This window comes from Actinocatenispora rupis, from assembly GCF_016861975.1.
Taxonomy (GTDB): domain Bacteria; phylum Actinomycetota; class Actinomycetes; order Mycobacteriales; family Micromonosporaceae; genus Actinocatenispora; species Actinocatenispora rupis.
Map to the genome: position 1 here is coordinate 20,575 of NZ_BOMB01000036.1, position 20,456 is coordinate 41,030.

A 20,456-nucleotide genomic window follows, 5' to 3' on the forward strand; every position below is an offset into this window, starting at 1 on the left:
TCCGACTCAGCAGTTCGCCAGCGTGTAGGTGAGCACGTCGACGAGGTCGGCGTGCGCGGCACGGCCGGCGGCGCGCAGCCCGTCGCGGAACTCGTCCATCCGGTACACCCAGAACATCCGGTCGGTGGGGGTCACGTCGCAGCCGACCATCTCGTTCAGCAGCGCGGTCAGGCGCGCGTTGGTCCGGTGGTCGACCGCGGCCTGCTCGGGCGTCATGGCGAGCACCCCGTCGATGGCGTCGAACACCCGCGCGTGCGACTCGGCGTTCGGCTCCGGGAGGCCGCGGGCGAGCCGCGCGGCCTGCGCCGCGGTCAGCTCGTTGCGGGCGACCAGGCGCAGCAGCCGGTCGTTCCACGGCTTGCGGTCCTGCGCCGACCCCCGCGGCTCCAGGTACTCGACCACGAACGTCTCCGGCCGGGTGTCCGACCGCGGCGCGGACTCCCCACCGTCGCGGCGCACCACGTCCACCAGCACCCGGTACGGCCCGGCCTCGGCGTCCGGGACGCGGTCCAGGTGGCCGGCGACGTCCGGGGTGATGAGCTCGGCGGCGTGCGCCCGCAGGTACTCCCCGCGCGCCGGCCAGTCGTTCAGCGCCAGCCAGTCGGCGAGCACCCGGGGCAGCTCGTACCCGGTGGGGGTGGCGGGCAGCTCGTCGGCGCGGCGCAACAGGCCCCCGCTCGGCCGGTCCACCAACCGGTCCGCGTCACCGCCCGGCGTACGCAGCTGCCAGACGTCGTCGAAGCCGGCGGTGGTGCGCTGCACCGTGACCGGCCGGTACCGGTCGCGGAGGTCGTCGAACGTGGCCCGATCGACCGCGTTCGCCAGCACGATCGGGTGGACGCCGACGCGCGCGAACCGCAGCAGCGTCGTATCGAGGTCGTTCATGGTGTGTGCCCGGGTCGCGGGCGACGGCGCGTGCACGGCGACCACCGGCCGGGTCAGGTCGCCGGCCCAGTCGCGGAGCTGGTCGAGCTGCGCGCGGGCCGGGCCGTCCCACGACCCGAGCGCCAGCACCCGGCCGTCCCAGGCGGATCCGGGCGGCGGCGTGACGAGCGGATCCTGTGCGCGGGTGGCGGTCGAGGGGCCGGCGTCGAGGTCCAGCGCGGCCAGCGCCTCCCCCGCGTCCGCGGCGGCGATCCCGTCGAGGTGGTCGAAGACCCGGCCGACCGTACGGTGGTCGAGAGCGTCGCCGAGGTCGACCAGCTCGCCGTCCCAGGTGACCAGCCGCCAGTCGCCGCGCCCGGACGGCCCCGCGTCGCCCCGGAAGACCGTCGCGATGCGGTGCTGCCGGCGCAGCGCGGCGACCGGCCCGGCGTCCCCGGCCACCAGCAACACCCCGGTACGCGCCAGGAACGGGTCGTCGGTCAGCTGCGCGTCGAGCGCGTCGAGCCGGGCCCGGGAGTACTGCGGGGTGCCGCGCGGGCCGGTCCGGTCGGGCCGCAGCACCAGTACCGGACGCTCCCGCGCCGCACCGACCTCGCCCGTCCGGCGGAGCCACCCGTCGACGGTCTCCGGGGGCGCGCCGACCCAGCGCAGGCCCCCGTCCGTGCTGCCGGCCAGCCGGTCCCAGAGGCCGGGGTCGGACTGGTCGGTCCGCGCGGCGTCCGGTCCGCGGACGACCAGCTCGTCGAGCTGGTCCCGGCGCAGGACGGGGCCGAGCGGGCGGGTCCGGCCGCCCGGTTCCCGCAGCTCCCAACCATCCACAGTGGACAGACGCCCGCGTACGGTGGTCACCGGCCCGCCGTGCGGCCGCACCACCAGCGCGCGGTACTCGTCGGCCATCGCGTCGAGGTCCCGCTCGTGCGCCGGGCCGACCACGGCGGACCCGCGCGGCTCGAACAGCACGACCAGCGGGCGCGGCCCCGTCGAGCCGTGGTTCGCCAGCAAGCCCCGCAGCGTCCGCAGGTTGCGCTGCGGATCGACCAGCGATCCCTGTGGCGTCCCCGGTACGGGCAGGCTCGCGGCGTCCAGGTGGTGGAAGACGATCACCGGCTGCGGCATCCCGCGGGTCAGCGCGCGCAGCGCGGCGGTGTTGGCCCGGTGCTGCGCCGGACCGACCCGACCGTACGTGCCGGCGGCCGGCACGCTGCCGATCTCCATGCCGTACCGCCGGACGCGGTGCTCCAGCGCCGGCTGCCAGCGGCTGTTCGCCCAGACCGCCCGCAGCTGGTCCTCGACCGCCGGCGCGTCCGCACCGAACAGCTCGCGTACCAGATCGAGGCCGGCGCGGTCGACGTCCGCCGACCGGTCGCCGAAGCGCTCGCCGAGCCGCTGCGGCGCGTACCCGGCGGGGCCGGACCGGCCCGCCGCGTCCACCAGCCGCTGCACGACCCGTACCAGGAACTGGAGGTGGCCGAGATCGTCGATCCCGTCCGGGATGCGCAGCTCGACGTGGTCGCGCTCGGGATCGCCGATGCTGTCCTTCAACGCGTCCAGCGACAGCGCCGACTTCTTGCCGCCGAGCCGGATCAGGCCCTCCCAGTCGAGGCCGCCGATGTCGTCGAACGCCCGCGGCGGGAACGGCGCCGTCTGGCCGGATCCGCGGTGGTACAGGCCGTTGGCGCCGATCCGGAACAGCACGTCCATCCGGTGCAGTACGTGCCGGAGCAGGTTCGCCAGCTTCGGTGCCTGCTGCCCGAACGACGCCACCGACACGTGCAGGTGCCCGCCGGCGCGCTCGCTGTAGACGCCGCCGTGCCGGCGGATCACCGCCCGCACCAGAGCGAGGTCGTACCAGGTCTGGTACCAGCGGCCCGGCGCGTACGGCAGGATCGGCGCCACGATCTCGCCGGTGACCGTCGAGTCGCGCTCGATCTTCCACCCCGCCCGGTCGCTGCGGTACCCGGCGAGCATCGTGTCGTGGTACGTCGCCATCGCGTCCTGCTCGGTGCGCCCGAACTCGCGCAGGTCGGTGATCACCGCCCGGTTCAACGCGTCCGGGTCGACGCCCTCGCCCGCGTCGTACTCGATCTCGGGGCCGAAGCGGATCCCCACCAGCTCACCGGGCAACGGATCCAGCTGTACGGGCACGCGCGCGGTCCGCAGCTCGTCGGCGACGAGTTCGCCGGCGGTGACCTTCTCGCCGGGCGCGACGGACCGGGCCAGGTGTCCACTGTCGACGGTCGCGTACCCGCCGGACGGGTCGCCGCCGATGCGTACCCAGTCGCCGGGCATGCCGTCGGGCCACCGCGCGGCCAGGTCACCGCGGTCCACCACCGCGCGCTGCCCGACCCCGGGTACGAAGACCGGCACCTTCGCCCGGGCCGCCCGGCCGCGCAGCCAGTCGAGCAGGTCCGCGGACACCGTCGCCGGCGGAACGATCCGGACCGGGCGCCGGGACAGCGCGGACAGCGCGCCGTCGAGCGTCTTCCGGTCGGCCCGCTGGTCACCGCCGAGGAACACGGTACGGACGTCGTCGCGCAGCTCCGCCGCCCTGGTCTGCGCCGGCGTACCGGTGCCGTGCAGGATCCGGGTCGGCGCCACCTTGTTGAGCGCCTGCCGCATCCCCGGCTCGGCCGTCGTCCCGCGCGCGAGCGTCAGCGCTGCCACGTCCCGCGCCACCTCCGCCGTCCCGTCGGTACGGGCGGGTCGGCCGTCGGCGCCGAGCCGCAGTACGGTCACGCCGGCGCGCCGGGCGGCGGTCGCGTGCACGTCGTCGGGGTCGGCGAACGCCTCGGTGTCGAGCAGGCCCGGGTCCTGCGTGTCGATCCAGCGCAGCGTCGGGCCGGCCCCGCCCGGCTCGGACCACAGCCAGTACACGTGGCCGGGGCGGTTGCCGTCGGCGGGCAGCCGCAGCAGCGCCATCGCCCCCGGTTCGGCGCGCAGCTGGTCCCGCACCCGGTCCACGTCCGCCAGCGGTTCGAACGCTCCCCCGAGCAGGTACGCCAGGTCGTCGATGCGCATTCGCGCGGGGTCGCTCGCCGCCTCGACGTCCGAGGTGTTCGCCGCCCGCCCGTGGTACGCGACGAACGCCGCGTACGCCCGGGGTACGCAGTCGGCGAGCGCGGTGTCCAGGTCGGCGTCCGGTACCTCCTCGACGGCGGTGACCAGCTCGTGCAGCCGGACTGCCGGGGTCTCCGGGGTACGGCCGATCGCCTGCGCCCGGCTCACTATGTCCACAGTGGACAGACGGAGCGCCGACGCCGGGTCGCTCACCACCGGCGACGGCGGATCGCTCGACTCCGGGGTGAGCGGCACGTGCTCGATCCACACGTACACCTGGCGGTTGCGCGCGTCGTCGGGCGGCGCCGTACCCATGCCCGGCGCCTGCGAGGCGTCCAACGCGGCGCCGCGGCTCGTCGGCGCGGCGAACAGCTCGTCCACCGACGGCGGCACCTCGTCGTCGGCCAGGCCGCGCTCCGCGGCGATCCGGCGCAGTTCCTGCGCCACCAACGGTTTCAGCCGCTCGTACACGCCGCGGGCGCGGGTGTGGCCGGACTCGACCGCGTGGTCGGCGTGCACGTGACGCAGCGCGTCCACCACCTCGTGCACGGTGCCGTGCCCGTTCCCGCCGCCCTCCACGTGTACCAGCGGGCGGGTCCACGCACCGCCCGGCGCCGAGCGCGCGGCGACCGCCCGGTCCGCCACCGCGTACGCGAACTGGCGCAGCGACCAGGGATCCGCCGCCGCGGTGTGCTCGCCCGGCTCGAAGTCGACCGCCAGCACCCCCGGCGTACGCCAGGTGAAGTCCCGCACCCACTGCGGATGCCCGGACAGGACCTGGTGCACCTGGCTCGTCGGCCCCGCGATCCGGCCCGTCGGCGCGGTGCCGTGCGCCCACTCCACCGTTCCGTCCGTCCGCACGAACAGGTACAGGTAGTGGAACTTGTCCCAGGACGGCCGGTACCAGCGGCCGTCGACGCGCGTCCGGGTCGCCGTCGGGTCCGCGCCCTCCGGCGGCAACTGGAGGTAGTGGTCCGCCGCGAGCACCCGGTTGTACCAGACGGTCGAGTCGACGAACGCCGACTGGTGCGGCTCCACCGGCTCGAAGTCGCCGGTGTCCCGGTCCAGGTGCCCCCACACGGACTGCCCGTTGAAGTCGACCGTGACGTACGCCCGGCGGTCGTCGGAACGGTCCGCCCGGTACCGGGTGACCGGCCGGCCCTCCGCGTCCTCCGTACGCAGGTCCGGCGGCACGTCCTCCTCGGTCGGCGTACCGGGCTCGTCGGGCACCGACACGTGCGCGCCCGTACCGGCCGTGCCGGCCATCGCGGACACGGCCGTGCGCAGCATGTCGCCGGTCACCGGCTGCGCCGGCTTCGGCGGCATCAGCGCCACCAGCGCGCCCAGCATGGCGCTCACCGCGATGTCCGAGCCGATGTTGACCAGGCCGAGGACGTCCGCGTCACCGCGCGCCGCGTCCACGATCTGCTTGACCGTGGCCGGGTCCTTGACCTTGGCCGTCACCTCCGACCGCAGGCCCTTCCAGACGTTCTCCCCGACCCTGTTCCACAGCTCCCGGCGCGTCGCCCCCGACGCGGCGGCGGCCTGTTCCGCCGCCCGCTGCACCCGCTCCTCCAGGTACCCCTGGACGACCTTGGTGATCGCCGAGGCGATGATCGGCCAGCCCGGCACGTACGCGCCGCCGATGCCGGCCGCTGCCATCAGCAGTTCGACCGCCTCGGTCTGGCTCTTGACGATCGCCTTCGCCATCGTCAGCGGGTCGTCGTCGTGCGCGAGCAACGCCTCCGCCGCCGAGTGGTTCCGCAGGTAGTTCTCCTTCTGCCAGTGCAGGAACGCCTTCATCGAGGCGTGCGTGACGACCGTGGTCGCGAAGTCCAGCGCGGCCGGCGCCGCCGACGCGCCCGCCGGCAAAAAAGCCGGCGCGGACAGGCTCAGCGCCTTGCTCGCCACGCCCAGCGCCCGCTTCACCCAGACGCCGGTACGGTCGTTCCGGGTGGCAAGGTAGCCCTTGACGCCCTCGCCCAGCACCAGCGCGCCGATTCGCCGGCCGACATCCGCCGACAGCCGGCTGAACTCCGCCGCCGACTCGAACAGCTCCGCACCCGCCTGGACGTGCTCCGGCGTGACGGTCACCGGCGCGCCCCGCAGTACGGTGTCGGCCTGCTCGCGGAGGTCGTCCATCGCGTGGCTGAGCCGGGACCGCTCGTGGTGCACCATCAGCCGGTTGCCCGGCGCCTCCGAGACGAACCCGTACTTCGACAGCCGGCCGGCGACCTCCAGCAGGTGCGTGCCGCGGGCGAGCCGCTCGTCGACGATGCCGCGCAGTTCCCGGTCGGTCAGCTTGCTGCTGACCCGGTGCAGCTCCGGCCGCGGCGACCCGTCACCCGGCGAGTCCATCCCGTACCGCGGGTCGGCGGCGTCGACGAGCGCCCGCGGAGTCGACGCCGACTCCGGTACCGAGCGGGCGGGCCGCACCGCACCGGTACGGTCCACCACCAGCGTGCGCAGGTCGACCGGGGACGGCAGCCGCCCGGGCCGGGTCGACACGCGCGCACCGGCGGGCCGGGTCAGGTTCGCGAACACCAGGCCCGCCCCGTCGTACCAGGCGGCGGCGGCGTGCCCGATCCGGCCCGGCCGCCCCAGGAGTACGAACGCCACGGCGCCCGGGCCCGCCGCGGACAGCCGTTCGCGGACCTCCGCCCACGACTCCGTCAGCGTGAAGTGCCTGTCCGCCACCGCCGGGAACACGTGCGCGGTACCGATGTCCGAGTCGTCCACCGGGCCGCCGACCGCGGCCGGGCGTACGCCACGGGGGAACGTCTCCGCCGCGAAGTCCCGGACCGCCGTCACGCAGGCGTCGTTGCGGTCCGTACCCGTGACCGCCGGCAGGTCCTCGGCGACGCGGGCGAGGCGCGCGGCCGCGTCGGCGTACCCGGGGGTGGTGGGCAGGCCGTCGTCGCTCACCACCGGCGACGGCGGATCGCTGGACTCCGGGGTGACCGCGACCCGCTCGACCCACACGTACACCTGGCGGTTGCGGCGGTCGTCGGCGGTGGCGGTCGACCGGCCGGGCGCCCGGGAGGCGTGCAGCGCCGAGCCGCGGCTGGTGGGCGCCGCGAACACCCCGTCCAGCACGGCCGGTACGTCGTCGGCGGCGAGCCCGCGCTCCGCCGTGATGCGCCGCAGCTCCTCGGCGACCAGCGCCCGCAGCGTGGTGTACGCGGCGTCGGCGCGGCGCTGCCCGGACTCCACGGCGCGGTCGGTGGCCTCGTGCCGCCACTGCGCCCACGTCGACCGGGCGAAGTTGCGGCCGTTCCCGCCACCCTCCACGTGCACCCGGGTACGCCACGCGCCGCCCACCGCCTGGTGATCGGCGACCAGCTGGTGCGCGACCGAGTACGCGAACTGGCGGGCGGACCAGGTACCGGAGGCGGGCGCGAAACCCTCCCGGTCGAAGTCCAGGTCCAGCACCTCGCCCGGCGTCCAGCCGAACTCGCGCAGCCACTCCGGATGCTCCTCGAAGTGCCGGTGCACGTTGTACTCGTCGGTGTCCATCCGGCTCGTCGGCGCCATCGCGTGCGCCCACTCCAGCACCCCGTCCGCGCCCACGAACAGGTAGTGGAACTGGCCCGGCCACGGCCGGTACCAGCTGCCCGGCACCCTGGTCCGCTCCGTACCGTCGGCGGAGAGCTGGAGGTAGTGGTCCGGGCCGGGGATCCGGTCGTGCCACACCGCCAGGTCCGCGAACGCCGACTCGTGCGGCCGTACCGGCTCGAACTCCCAGCTGCCGCGGGTCAGGTAACCCCAGATCGGCTTGCCGTTGAACGTGACCGCCACGTACGCCCGGCGGTCGTCGGACAGCATCTCCCGGTAGTGCGTCACCGGGCGGCCCTCGCTGTCGGTCGAGGCGACATCCGGCGGGACGGTCTCGTCCGGCAGCGGGCCCGGACCGGTCGGTTCCGGTTTCTCCCAGCCGTCCTTGAGCATCCCGACGACGCCGAGCACCGCCGAGCGCAGCATCTCGCCGGTGACCGGGGACGCCGGCTTCGGCGGCAGCAGCGCGACCAGCGCGCCGAGCGCGGCGTTGACCGCCACGTCGGACACGATGTTGACCAGGCCGATCACGTCCGGCTCGCCGCGTACCGCGTTGACGAACTCCTTGAGGGTGCCGGGGTCCTTGAGCTTGCCCTTCACCTCCGACGTCAGGTCGCGCCAGACATCCTCCAGTACCTCCCGCCAGAGCGTGCGGCGTGCCGCCACGTCGACACCGGCGAGCTGCTGCGCCGCCCTCGTCACCCGCTCGTCCAGGTACCGCTGGAGGACCTTGGTGATCGCGGACGCGATGATCGGCCAGCCCGGCACGTACGCGCCGCCGATGCCGGCCGCCGACATCAGCAGCGCCAACGCGTCGGACTGGCCCTTGACGATCGCCTTCGCCATGATCAGCGGATCGTCGTCGTGCCTCAGCCACACCTCGCCCACCGCGTGCCCGTTGCGGAAGTGGCGCAGCTGCCAGCTCTCGAACGCCTTCACCGCCGCCATCGTGGCCGCCGTCGTACCCAGCTCCATCGCCGCGGGGGCGAACGACGCACCCGCCGGCAGGAACAGCGGGCCGGACATGTTCAGCGCCTTGCTCGCGTACTCCAGCACCTTCTTCGCCCGGGCCCGCACCTTGTCGTCCCGGGTCGCCAGATAGCTCTCGTACGTGGCGTCCTCGATCAGGTCGCGGATCCGGTGGCTGGCGTGCTCCGACACCTGGCCGAAGTGCTCCACCGACGCGGCGATCCGCGCCACGATCTGCTCGTGCAGCGCCGGCGCCACCCGCCGCCGCGGACCCGGCAGGTGCCGCGCGTCGTCCTCCAACCGCGAGACGGCGCGCGCCACGCGTACCCGGGAGACCAGCACGGTCGTGGCCGCCCGCGGCGACTCCTTCACGAACTGCTGCTTCGACAGGTCGACCAGCTCGCCGATCAGGTGACGACCGTGCGCCACCTGCGCGCCGACCAGGTCCCGCAGGTGGTCGTCCAGTACGGAGAAGCCGCTGTTGACGCGTTGCAGCGGCGGCGGGACGAAGTCGTCCGCCGGATCCGCCGCGCCCGCCAGGTCGTCCACCGTCGTCGCCCTGCCGGTCGCGTCCACCGGCACCACGACAGTCCCGGAACGGCTCAACAGAGCCAGGTACGGGTCCTCCGCGTCCGGCGTCGTCGGTACCGCCACCGGACCGGCACCCGGCTCCAGCCAGAACAGCGCGGACCGGCGGTCGGCCGACATCAGCCAGGCGACCTGCGCCGGACCGTCCGGATCCCGGCGGAACCGCACCAGCGCCGCCGACCCCGGATGCGCCACCAGCCCTGCCACCAGCCGCGCCGGGTCGGCCTCCGCCGCCGTCCCACCGATCGCCGTGAGCACCGTGTCCCACGTCGGCGCCATCGCCGGCCGCAGCACCGCCTCGACGTCCGCACCCTCCGGTACGCCGTAGCGCGCCAGGTGCACCGCGAACGCCTCCGCCGCCGGCGGTATCCGGGAACCGTCGAGCCCCTCCCGGGTCCTCGCCGACCGGCGCGACCACTCCGCCAGCCGCTGCACCGACGGCCGCTCCTCGCCCGCCGCCGTACGGATCGCGTCACGCGCCGAGGTACGCGCCGCCGCCTGCCCGCGGGTCAGCAGCCGCACCGACGTCGCCCGCGACCAGACCGTCTCGTACCCGGTGGCGTCGACGGGGACCGCGCGCGCCGACCGCTTCAGCTCGTCCGCGACCGGCAGCAGCAGCGGCAGGTCGTGGTGGTCGCTCAGCGACTCCAGCGCCGCCACGTCGATCGGCTCCAGCGCCTCCCGCGACGGCTTGATGACCAGCCGGTCGCGTACACCGTCGGTCAGCCCGGCGAGGTAGCTCTCCATCAGCCGCGACCGCTCCGCACCCGGCGCCGAGTGCACCAGGGTGGAATGCTCGTCCGGCAACGGATCCGACGTCAGCGCGGTCACCATCGCCAGCTGGTCGACCGGCTCCGTCAGCGGCCGGTTGTGCACGTACGGGCCGCCCCGCGCGGCGATGATCCGCCCGTCCCGGCAGATCAGCAGTACGCTGCCCGGCGCCGTCACGCCCCCACCCCCCGTCGCCGCGCCGCCGGCAGGTCGGCCCGCGCACGACCACCCGGCCGGCGCACCGACCCGTTCCCGTGCCCACCTGGTACCGACGGGCCCGGCGCCGGCGCGTCCGCCCGCGCGTACCCGCCGGCGAATCGACTCAGCACGCCAGCACCAGCGGGACTTGGGGGCGTGCACTCGGCGACAGGTCCGGTCCGTACGTCGGCGCCTACGTGCGGGCGCGACTCGGGCGCGCGTCCGGTGGGCGGTCGGGTCAGCACGTCAGTACCTCTGTTGCCAGGTGGGACAGGTCGCCGGCGTGGTCGGGGCGGGCGTGGCCCAGCTCGCCGAGCCAGCGGACCCAGGTGACCCGTTCCTCGCCGACGAGCGCGCTCCGGTTCCGTCGTACGACGAGGCTGGCCCGGTCGAGGTCGCCGCCCAGCGTCAACCGCACCGCTTCGAGTACGGCGGTGTGGGCGTGGTGCTGGGCGCGGGCGCCGTCGCCGCCGCCGAGCCGTACCGGCGGGGGGTTGGGGACGCCCGTCTCCCGCAGCAGCGCCTGCACGTGCGCGTCGGCCCCCTCGATGTACTCGACGGCGAGGTGGTCGGCGCCGGCCCCGGCGTACCCGAGGTTGGCGAGCTGGATGGCGCGGGCGGTGGCGGGCGCGGTGTCCGGCGGGCGGGTGACCGGCGGGGTCTGGCGGACCTGTTCCACCCGGGCGCGGGTGAGCGCCGCGCTGGACAGCGCCCAGCGCACCGCGGCGGAACGCCGTGGCGAGGTGACCGGTGTCGTACCAGACGCCGACGGCCAGCGCCGCTGCCGCAGGTACGTCGGCGCCCAGTCGGCGGGCAGCGCCGGCTCGCCGGTCCGCCGTACGACGGCACGGTTGCGGATCGCGGCGGGCAGCGCGCCGAGCACCTGCCCGACCGGTACGTCCGGGGCCATCTCCAGCAGGGTCGCCTCGGCCACCGGCGGTACCTGGCGGGCGCCGTCCAAGTCGACGGGCGCGCCGGTGTCGGGGGCGACGACGTGCCCGGCAGGCACCCGGTGCGCGGTGTACCCCGGGGGCAGGCTCGCCCGGATCGCCGCGTGCTCCAACGCATTCCGGCCGCCCGGGTCGTCGTCGAGGGTCACGGCGGGCGGCCGGCCGGCGCGGATCCGCTCGACCAGCCGGTACAGCTGGGCGCGCTGCGCCTGGTCGGCCGGGCCGGTGATCTCGACCGGGACCGCGCCCGGCGGCACCGGGTCGGCCGACGCGACCGGCTCGGTGTCGGCGCGGTGGATGCGCACCGCGGCCGGGTCGGTGGTGTCGACCTGCCAGCCGTCCAACCCGGGCAGGTCCACGTCGTACCAGCCCGGTCGCCCACCCGGTACGAGCCCGGGCGGCAGCTCCTCGGCCGGCTCCGTACCCGGCGGGTACACCCGGTGGTGGTCGGCGGCCTGCGGCACGGCACGCACCGGCCCGCGCGCCGTCCACGCCATCGGTACGAAGCCGGTCGCGTCCACCGGTGGCACGTCCGTGAGCTGGTCGCGCGGGACGACGACGGGGCGGCCCACCCGCCCGGCGACCGCCCGGACCGTACGCCAGGGCAGCGTGACGCCCGGGGTCGGCTGCACGACGATCCGGTCCCGCAGCTCCGCGGGCAGCGCGGCCAGCGTGTCGGCGACGGACGCCGCCACGGTCGCCGGCCCGGTACCGGTCGGGTCGACGAACAGGACCCGCGCGCCCGGCACCGGCGACTGCAGGGCCACCGGGCCGAGGTCCCGCAGCGGCGCCCCCGCCGGCGCCAGCACCCAGCCGGCCTCGACCGGCCGCACGGTCCAGCCCGCCGGCAGCGCGGCCCGGACCGCGTCCAGCTCGGCCCGCTCGGCCGCCGTCGACGCCCGCCCAAGCCACACCGTCTCGATGCTGGAATCGTTGTGCAGCAACAGATCCCGTACCCGCTCGACCTCCGCGGCCTGGTCGGCGGTGAGCACGTCGCCGGGCTCCGCGACGACGACCGCACCCGTCCGCCCCGCCGGTACGACGCCGGCCGGCGGGGTGCCGCCCACCCACACCTCGCCGGCGCCCCGGGTGTCCCAGTGCAACCCCTCCGCCGACCGGTACGTGCCCGGCACGGGACCGTGCGCCAACCCGTACGGCGCGCGGGTGCGCGGCGACGCCAGGTGCGTCGGATGGAACCGGTACCCCGCGGCCACCAGCACGAACGCGGGGCCGCCGGACGCCGACACCGGCACCAGCCACGGGTCCGGCGCGGGCCGCTCCGACAGCGCGTCCGCCGGCAGGTACAGCACCGCGTTCGCCGTCGTACCACCGAGGATCCGGTCGGTGAGGTCGCGGGCGCGCGCCGGCGTGACCGGCGTGCGGTACCCGGCGAACCGCACCACGACCGGCGACGAGGACCCCGGACGCAGGTGCGCGACGGCGGCGGCGACCAGGCCGACCTCGCGTACCGAACCGTCCACGACGATCGTCGGGGTGCCCGCGTCGGTGGCCGGCTGTTGCGGCGCGTCGCCCCGGTACAGGACGACGGTGTCGCCGACGACGACCGACGACAGGCCGCTCGGCATCGCCGTGAACCGCTCCGCCTCCTCGGGGGTCGGCTCCCGCATCGGCACCTCCACCGGCCCGGCCGGCTGCTCCGGCTCCGGCTGCTCGTCCGCCGGCCCGCGGCCCGGCCGGTCCTGCGGATGCACCACGAAGTCGTCCGCGCCACCGGTCGTGGTGACCTTGCGCCCGGCCGTCACCGGTACGTGCAATGCCGTGTGCGCCAACGGTTCCAGCACCGCGTCCCGGCCGAACAGCACGCCCGCCGGGCCGGTCTGCCCGTCCAGCCCCTTGAGTACGGCGTCGGCGATGGCCTGGGCGCGCGCCGGATCGACCGGCCGGCGGTTGCCGAGGAACTGGACGAGCAGGCTCGGGCGACGGTGTGCCGGGATCGCCGTCAGCACCCGGCGTACGTCCGCGAGACTCGTCACCGAACCGTCCACCTGGACGACCACACCGTCACCCGGCGCCCGCACCCTCGGTACGAACGAGACCGGTGCCGCGCCGCGGAAGACCACCAGCGTGTTGCCGTCGAACCGGATGCCGATGCCGTCGGGCAGCGCGTCGGGCTCGATCCCGAGACGCGGCCCGTCGGCGGCGCGCTGCGCGTCCTGCGCGGCCCAGTTCGCCTCGTTCCGTTCCGCCGTACTGCGCGCGCCGGCCGCCGCCGCCGCGCCCGCCCTGGTCTCCGCGCTGAGCGTGGCCTTCGCCTTCGCCTTGGCCGCGGCCTCCTTCGCGGCGTCATCGGCATGCGCCGCGGCCAGCTTCTCCGCGGCGATCCGGTTCGGTTCCGGCGATCCCTTCGGCTCGCTCTTCGCCGGCCGCGGCGGCAGGTCCACCGCCGACCCCGGCGACCCCCCGAGCACCGTGTTCCTGGCATTGCCCGCCGGTACCCCGGTCGTCGTGGTGGTGGTGCGGTCCCTCGCGGCGCGGGCCCCGTCGCCCCGCGTCGCCACGCCCTCCGCGCCGTCCCCGCCCGTACGGTCGGCCGGGCCGCCGTCCGTCCGGTCCCCGCGCGGCGCCCCGGGCGGCTCCCCGCCGCCCGCCGTACGGTCCGGCGCCGCCGGGGTCGCCTCGACCACCTCGGTCGCCGGCCGCTGCCGTACGAACACCAGCCGCTCGGACCCGGTCTCCGTCCGCGAACCGTCCGACAGCCCGCGAACCGACAGCCCGCCGCCACCCTTGGCAGCGTTGCCCTTGCCGCCGCGTCCCTTGGCGACGTTGCCCTTGCCGGCCGCGCCGCTTGGGTTGCCCTTGCCGCTCGTGCCGGGGTTGGCCCTGCCGGCGCCACCCGGGCCGTCGTCGCCACCGAACCGGCTCCCCGGCCGCGACGACGGCTCTGGCCCGCCGAACCGGATCGTGCCGTCGCCCGCGTCGTATGTCAGGTCGCGCGCGGAGACACCGCCGCCGTCCCGCGGCACCAGCGCCCCGTCCACGTCCATCCGCAACGAACCCGGTCCACCGTCCCGGCCACCGCGCGGCAGGTACCTCTCGATCGAGACGTGACCCGTCGCCGTGCCGACCTCGGCCACGTCCAGTCCGTTGTCCCGCATCGGCATCGGCTCGACGGTGGAGCGCTCCGCGTTCCAGCGGTAGATCCCGCCGCCGGTCGATCCGTCCGCATCCGGTGGCCGCGTCTCCACCCTGGTGTCCCGCGACCCGGCCGGTACGTCCCGGACCGGCGCCGCCGCGCCCTTCGTCGTGGCCAGCGGCGTCCACCGGCCCGTCCGCGGATCCCGGACGATCAGCGCGGTCGGTTCCCGCTCCCAACCGAGCTGCACGCCGTCCAGCCGCTGCCCCGTCGACGGCGGCACCCCGATCCGCTCCGTCGTGAACGTCCCGCCCCGGTACGTCCCCGGCTGCCAGCCGCGCGCCACGCCCGCCGCGTCCAGCCCGTGGTACGTCGGCGCGTCCGCGCCCGGCTCCGGCGTACGCCCGCCCGTCGTCGGCGGCTTCGAGTACGTCACCAGGTGGATCGAACCGTCCGGGTCGCGCCGCAACACCTGTACCGGCGCGGGATCCGGCTCCGCGTCCCGCCCGAGCGTGCGGACCGGCCCGGAACCGCGCGCCCCCGCCGGCTCGGCCACCCGGTCGATCGGCGTGACGTCCCACGACCGGCTTTGCGGGTCGTACGTGAGAGCACGCTCGCGCGGCCCGCCCACCGGCACCCGCCTCCCGCCGCGGAACACAGCGCTGTCGACACCGCCCGGATCCTTGCCACTGAGCGGTTTCACCTCCACGACCCGCTCGCCCGGACGCAGGATCGTCGGCCGCAGCACCCCGTCCGCACCCAGCTCCGTGTACAGGTGCCGCGAGTCGTCCGCGGGCCGCGCACCCGGCCCCGCCGGCTCGTGCGGACCGTCCGCCGCGAGCGTCCGGCCCGGCCCGGTCAGCCGCGACGCGGCCGTCACCCGTACGACGTCCGCGTGCCCGAACAGGTCGTTGCGCACCAACTGCCGCCCCGGTACGGGCTTCGACGCCCGCGGCACCCCCGGCGTACGGGCCTTGCCCAGCTTCCCCTCCGAGTACTTCTCCCGGCCCGGTGCCGTCGCGCCGCCGCCCGTCTCCCCCGCCGGCGCCTTCCCGGCCGCCTCGTCCCCGGCCGACGCCTTCGCCCCGTCCGTCGCCGGCGCCTTCTCGCCCGCGGGCGCCTTCGCGGCGGCAGCGTCGTCCCGGGCCGGCGGCACGTCATCGGTCTTCGGCGGCGTCGCTCCGGCACTCGGCTTCACACCGTCGGTCGCGGGCGGCGTCGCCTCGCCGGCCGGCTCTCCGCCCGGCCTGTCGGTGCCCCCGGCCGGCGGCGCATCGGTGCCGACGGGCGTCCCCGCACCGTCGGCAATCCGTTGCGGGGCAACGGATCTCCGCACCTGGCGCGTATCGTACGCGTCCAGGAAACGGCGACCCGCCGGCGACGCCGTCACCTTCGGCGCGCGCGACTCCGCACCCGTCCCAGCCCCGTCGACGGGCTTCACCCCGTCACCCTCGGGCGACTCCGTCCCCTTGGGGCCGGCGCCGCCCGGGTTCTCCGGTACGGCCGGTGGCGTGTCGGTGCCGGGTGCGCCGTCGCGAGCGCCGCCCCGCGTACGACCGCCCTGCGGGCGGGGCGCGGGCCCACCCGTACCGGGACGGCTGTCGAGGACGGTGACGTGGTAGTCGTGCGGACTGCCGGTCAGTTTGTCAGCGAACCGTTTGCCCTGCGAGGCGACGGCCGGGGGCGTGGCCCGGCCCGGGATGCCGACGACGAGGGCGGGGTCGGTGCCGGCGGGGTCGGCGAGACGGCCGGAGCGTACGGCGGCGGCGACCGCGTCCGGCACGTCGGCCGGGCGTACCCAGAAGCCGCGCTCGCCGAGTTCGACGACGTGGCCGTCGGAGAGCGGGAACGTGATGGGGCCGTCGCCGGGCGGGAGCTGGTAGCGGCCGTCCTTCATGCCCTGCGTGACGCGCAGCACCGCCGTCGCCGTACGGAACGCGTCGCCGGTCAGCTTCTCGTGCGCCAGCCAGCTGTCGAGCCGCTCGCCGGGGCGGCCCATGATGCCGTGCCGCGCGTTCGCGTAGTCGACGCGGAACTGTTCGGCCAGGCTCTCCCGGGTCGACGCCGGCAGCTCGAACCGGGGCCGCCCGATCGGGCCCATCACGGCGTCGAAGTCGCGCGCGGCGTTCCCCAGGGTGGTGGTCAGGTCGCGTTCCTGGCTGAAGCGCGCGTCCAGGGTGCGGTCCACCAGCTCGGTACGCTGCCGCCACTGCTGCCAGCGCGCGTCGTCCGCACCCTCGGCCTTCGGCCCGCGCCCGAACTCGCCCGGCCGGTCACCCCACACCTCGTGGTACGCGCGGGTCAGGTCGCGGCCGAGCTGCCCGCGTACCCGGTCGAGGGCGTCGGCGGGGAGCGGCCCGTCCTGGTCGGTCGCCCGGGTTTTCCCAGCGCCGAACTGCTGCTCGCGCTGCCCGGTGAGCGCCAGGTAGTCCTTCGTCCGGGCCACGGTGAGGCTGCGGCCCTCCGCCCAGCTCGGCGCCGACTCGTCGAGTCCGCGACCACCGGGCCGGAAGTTCTGCAACCGCTCGGTGATGCCGCGCCACCCCGACCCGCGCTCCTGCGCCGCCCGTACGTTCGCCGGCCGCGAGTTCAGCCACGCCTCGCGCTGGCTCCCCTGGTACTGCACGCGGGTGTGGTCGAGGACGGTGGTGTCCAGATGCTCGGCCAGGTCCGGGCGGTCGCGCTGGAACCCGGCGACGACGTCGTCGAACGTCTCGCCCTTGTCCACCGCCCGCACCGCGTCGGTCACCCGGTCGTCGGCGAGCCGGTCCTGCAGCCGGGATTCGTTGCCGTCGAAGCGTTTCGACAGTTTCGCGCTGATCCGCTCGCGCCACAGCGCGTCGCCGATCCCCTTGCCGTGCCGGAGCGGACCGAGGCCCCGGGTGAGGTCGTCGCGGAGCTCCGAGCGGACGTCCTGGGCGACCCGCTTCTCCCACGGCCGTACGTCGTCGCGGCCGAACCCGTGGTCCTGCTTCCACCGCTCCAGCCGGTCCGCGTACCCGCCCTTCATGTAGCGGTCGATCGACACCTCGCGGTCGAAGCGCGCCGGCAGCGCGTTCTCCCGGCGCTGCTGCCATCCCTCGAACTCCTGCCGCCCGCCCGGCCGCTCCCCGTCGCCGAAGCGCCCCCGGTACCCGCTGCTCACCTCCCCCACGTACTGGCTGCGCATGCCCGCGAAGTCGCCCTCGGACAGGCCGCTGTCCGGGTTCTCCCGCTCGAACGTCGCGCGCGCCCGGTCGAACGCCGTGCCCGCGCGCGCCTGCGCCTCGTCCAGCCCCGCGTGGTACCGGAACGCGGCGGGCAGCCGGGCCACCTGGCCGTCGATCTCGCCGTCCCACTGCCGGTACACGGCGTTGGGGTCGTCGGCGTCGCGCGGTGCGGGCGGCCGGTCGCCGCCGCCGGCCGGGGGCCCGTCCATCGCGGTGCCGCGGGTGACCGGCTCGATCGGCCTCGCCGGCGGCCGCGGCCGGTCCGGTGCGCCGAACCGGTCCGGCCAGGTCCGGGCCAGCCGGTCGGTGAACCCGCCCGTCAGCCGCGACACCGTGTTCCGGTCGGGGTTCCCGCCCTTCGACTGCGAGCCCGGCCGGGGCCCCGCCGGGTCCGCGTACCGGTCCTGCCAGATCCGGTTCAGCCGATGGTTGAAGTCGCCCTTCAACCACGCCAACGTGTTCGGGTCGAGGTCCCGGCCGCCCGCCGACCGCCACGCCTCGTACGCCTGGTCGAAGCGGTCGCCCGGCGTGCCGCGGCCCTTGGCCATGGCGTCGCCGATCGCCTCGTACCGCTGGGTCAGGCGGTCCCGGGCGGCCTGCCACAGCGGCTCCTTGTGCCGCTGGCTGTCGAGCAGGTCCTCACGACTCGCCACCGTGTCGGACAGGCCCTTGTGCGGGTCGGCCACGTCGGGGTTCCGCGGCGCGCGGCCACCCGGGGCGACCATGTCCCGGACGCCACCGCCGACCGGCGTACGGTCCGCGCCGACCGGTCCCCGCTCGGGGCGCACCGCCACCGGTGTCGCGGCGTCGTCCGGGGGCCGCGGCACGCCCGCCCGGTCCGTACCGCCGGCACCGTTCCGTACGCCCGGGGCGTCGTGGCCGGCGCCGAACCTGCCCTCCCGTACCGGCGGGGGTGCGGCACTGGCCTCCGGCGGGTTCTGCCCGTCCCGGGTCGACGGCGCGGAACGCTCGGGCGCCCCGTGCGGACCCGACCCGGCCTGCGGCGTACGCGGGGCCGTGTCCAGCGACGCGACGCGCGGCCCGCCGTCCTCGCCGGCACCGGCCCGGCGTACCGGTGGCACCAGCGCGTCGCCGGATCCCTTGGGCGGCAACGAGACCGCGTCGGAGTCCGCGCCCTTCGGCGGCCGTCCGAGCGGATGCGTCGACCCCCCGTCGGACCGCACACCCTTCGGCGCCAACGACACCCCGTCGCCGCCGTGCGACGATCCCCGATCGGTACGCGGCGGGGCCAACACGTCCTCCCCGCCGGGACGCACACCCTTCGGCGGCAGGGACACCCCGTCGCCGGATCCCTCGGGCGACAGCGAACCCAGGTGCTCAGGCGGGTGGCCCGCGGCCTCGCCGCCACCGGGACGGACACCGTTCGGCGGCAGGGCGGTCCCGTCGCCGGTCTGATTGGGTGGCAAGGAGATCCGGTCACCGCCGCCGCCCGGTACCTTCGGCGCGGCCGGCTCGCCGCCCTGCCCGGTGTTCTTCGGCGGCACCGAGATCCGGTCCTCGCCCTGCCCGCCGCGGTCGGTCTGCGGCGTGGACGGCCGGGCCGGCAGTCCCGAACCGTGCCCGCCGGCCGGATCGCCGTTGTGCGGCAGGTTGTCGGCCGGGTGCGGCCCGTCCGGGTCGGCCATCCGCGGCGGTACGCGCTGGCCGTGCGGCGGCGTCCCGTGCGGCGCGTTCCCCGGCTGGGGCCGCATCGGTACGGGCGTGCCGTTGTCGCCGCCCGCCGCGTGGTCGTGTACGCCGGCCGGCTGGCGTGGCCCGGCGCCCGCGTGGGTGGGGCCGGGGTGTGCCGAGGAGGTGGGCGGACCGTCGGCCGGTGTCGGCTGCCGGCCCGGTGGCGTCACCGGCCGGGCCGGCGGGTTCCCGGACTGCGGCGCCGGTCTGGCGGGCGGGTTCGGCACGTCGTGTGCCGGCTGGCCGCCGCCCGGCCGACCCTGCCCCGGCCCGCCCTCCGGTACGGGTGGCCGGCTCCCGGGTGTGGCGCGGTCGGGAGCCGGATGGGCGGGATCGGTGCCGCCGGTCGGACGCCCGGCGGGCGGGGTGGTACGGCCGCCGGCGGGTGGCGGCACCGAACTCTCGGGCTGCGTGACGCGCTGGGGGTCGGTGGTGCCGCCCGGCCGGCCCCCGGCAGGCGTCACCGTGTTGCCGCCGTTGGTGGTGTCGGGCCGTGGTTGCGGCGCCCGGGGCGCGGTCCGGTCCGTACCGACCGGCGGGGTGTCGTGCGGAACGGTTACCGGGACGGGCCTGGCGGGGTTGTCGCCGCCGGTGGGGCGGACGGCCGGCGGGGCGCTCGTCGTACCGGTGGTGACGTCGGTGCCGGTGGGGTGGTTCCCGTCGGGGGTGGGCGACTTGCCGCCGCCGGGGTTGCGGTCCGGGACCGGGTTGGGGTGGATCACCCGGCCGTCGACGCCGCCCGGGCCGACCTTCGGGCCGGGATGCGGCGCGATCTTGCCACCCGCCAGCAGCGCACCGCCCAGCCCGAACAGCCCGCCCAGCCCGACGGCCATGGCGAACTCCGTACCGTCGACGGTGAACGGCGTGTGGGTGCCCGCCGCGGCGAGGCCCTCGGCGATGGTCACCATGCCGGCGCCGACCGCACCGCCGACGACGATGTTCGAGGCGAACGGCGCGACCTTCGCCGCGATGTTCGGGACGATCCGGCCGCCGATCGACAGGACGGCCGCGATCACCTTCGACAGGAACTCGATGAGCCGGCCCAACGGCAGGAAGAACGCCGCGATCCCCAGCACGCTCATGATGATGTCGACGACCGCCGACTTCCAGAGCTTCTTGAGCAGCTTGCGGATCTCCTCCGCGTACTCCCGGATCGCGTCGGCGACGTCGTGCGTCTGCTTGGCGACCTTGCCGACGTGGGTGGACGTCATCGTGCTGATGTCGTCGAAGTACGTCGACGCCCGGCCGCTCCACAGCAGTTTGCCGTGCGCCTTGGTCACCTCGGTGGTGAGCGTGTCGAGCTTGTCGCCGGTCTCGTCCCACTTGGCGGCGAGCTTGTCCAGCTGGTCCGGGTCCGGGTAGGAGACGTTGCCGCCCACAGCCTGCCTCCCCTGACGTATCGATCAGACGCCGCCGCAGTTCACCCTTCCACCGGCGACTTATCGCGCCACAGAACCCAAAAATGAGGACCCGTCGGCCACCCCGCGC

General features: G+C 75.9%; 2 protein-coding genes. Both read right to left on the reverse strand.

Features of this window, described 5'->3' with window-relative positions; all coding sequences use genetic code 11:
• Nucleotides 1-6: 6 nt before the first annotated feature.
• Nucleotides 7-10,002, reverse strand: coding sequence for a hypothetical protein (locus Aru02nite_RS29275; protein ID WP_203663105.1), 9,996 nt, complete (start codon nt 10,000-10,002; stop codon nt 7-9).
• Nucleotides 10,003-10,261: 259 nt separating this feature from the next.
• Nucleotides 10,262-20,347 (reverse strand): WXG100-like domain-containing protein, encoded by a 10,086-nt coding sequence (locus Aru02nite_RS29280; protein ID WP_203663107.1) that lies wholly within the window; start codon nt 20,345-20,347, stop codon nt 10,262-10,264.
• Between the last annotated feature and the right edge of the window lie 109 nt (nt 20,348-20,456).